The sequence below is a fragment of the Virgibacillus carmonensis genome (assembly GCF_057836705.1).
The window spans coordinates 1-634 of record NZ_JBYQFJ010000218.1 but is presented as its reverse complement, the minus strand read 5'-3'; the positions used below and the strand labels follow the sequence as shown (position 1 = coordinate 634).

The 634-nt window shown below is 30.3% G+C and carries 1 protein-coding gene; it reads left to right on the top strand.

Going from position 1 to position 634, the window contains the following annotated elements; genetic code table 11:
* Positions 1 to 7: 7 nt before the first annotated feature.
* Positions 8 to 634, top strand: a 627-nt coding sequence (locus AC3G7N_RS21485; protein ID WP_489424167.1) for a BglG family transcription antiterminator, incomplete at its 3' end; no start/stop codon positions are given.

Genomic DNA, 634 nt, shown 5'->3' with positions numbered 1-634 from the left:
AAATGATTTGAATATAATTAGAAATAGTATTTTAACTCAACTAAGAAAGCATAACATTATTATTTCGGATATTAGCCTGCAAAACTTAATTACTCATCTAGCTATTGCCTGTAAGCGGATACGAGACAATAATCAGGTGGAAATAGCTATAGAAGAGTTAGATGAAATAAAAGAAAATAAGGAATTCGCTGTAGCAAAAGAAATTATGAGGGACATTGAATCAGGTCTTAGTGTTTGTTTTTCTGTAAATGAAGTGTTTTATTTGGCAATTCATTTACAGGGAACAAAGCTGATAAATTCAGATACAGAAAAGGAAAGAATTAAATCAGTTATTGATCAGGAAATAGTTAATCTGGTTAAGGAAATGATTAAAAGAATAGATGAAAAATATCATTTCAACCTATCTGGTGACGATGAATTACTGCTTCATTTATCCTTACATTTAAAACCTGCAATTAGTCATTATAAATATCAAATGAATATAAGAAATCCAATGCTGAGCGAAATAAAAAAGCAATATCCTGCTTCCTTTGAAGCCGCGTTAATTGGGATCGAAGTGCTAAATGAAAAATATAATATTTTCGTTAATGAACATGAAATTGCGTACATTTCCCTTCATATTGAGGCAGCTCAG